Source organism: Acinetobacter endophylla, from assembly GCF_053543775.1.
Window position 1 is genome coordinate 1 of record NZ_JBLVOM010000134.1, and the last position, 928, is coordinate 928.

The window sequence follows — 928 nt, forward strand, 5'->3', positions numbered from 1 at the left end:
GGACTGCTCTATGTCGGCCTGGCCTTGATGGTTGGGGTGTCGGTCTGGGATTTCATCTCGCCAGCACATCGCCGCTGCGGGCCGGACAGCTGTGAATTGCCAGAACAACGTGGCTGACGGCAACAGCCGTAGCCACCACAGAAAAGGAAAAATACATGACCACCCTGAAAATCACCGGGATGACCTGCGACTCGTGCGCGGCTCACGTCAAGGAAGCCTTGGAGAAAGTGCCCGGCGTGCAATCGGCGCTGGTGTCCTATCCGAAGGGCACAGCGCAACTCGCCATTGAGGCGGGCACGTCATCGGATGCGCTGACTACCGCCGTGGCCGGACTGGGCTACGAGGCAACGCTTGCCGATGCGCCACCGACGGACAACCGCGCCGGCCTGCTCGACAAGATGCGCGGCTGGATAGGGGCCGCTGATAAGCCCAGTGGCAACGAACGCCCGTTGCAGGTCGTCGTCATTGGTAGCGGTGGCGCGGCAATGGCGGCAGCACTGAAGGCCGTCGAGCAAGGCGCGCACGTCTCGCTGATCGAGCGCGGCACCATCGGCGGCACCTGCGTCAACGTCGGCTGCGTGCCGTCCAAGATCATGATTCGCGCCGCCCACATCGCCCATTTACGTCGGGAAAGTCCGTTCGACGGCGGTATCGCGGCGACTGTGCCTGCGATTGACCGCAGCAAACTACTGGCCCAGCAGCAGGCGCGCGTCGAAGAACTGCGCCATGCCAAGTACGAAGGCATTCTGGACGGCAACCCGGCCATCACCGTTGTACATGGTGAGGCGCGTTTCAAGGATGAGCAGAGCCTGGTCGTCCGTTTAAACGATGGTGGCGAGCGCGTGGTAGCTTTCGACCGCTGCTTAGTCGCCACGGGTGCCAGCCCGGCCGTGCCGCCGATTCCAGGCCTGAAAGAGTCACCCTACTG

At 63.3% G+C, this 928-nt stretch carries 1 protein-coding gene and 1 pseudogene; both read left to right on the forward strand.

Annotated elements, in window-relative coordinates; translation table 11 throughout:
- Positions 1 to 117, forward strand: a pseudogene (locus ACNPNW_RS05975) (organomercurial transporter MerC); the annotation flags it as partial.
- A gap of 38 nt (positions 118 to 155) precedes the next feature.
- Positions 156 to 928: FAD-dependent oxidoreductase (locus ACNPNW_RS05980; protein WP_448766708.1), on the forward strand; the 773-nt coding region annotated here is incomplete at its 3' end.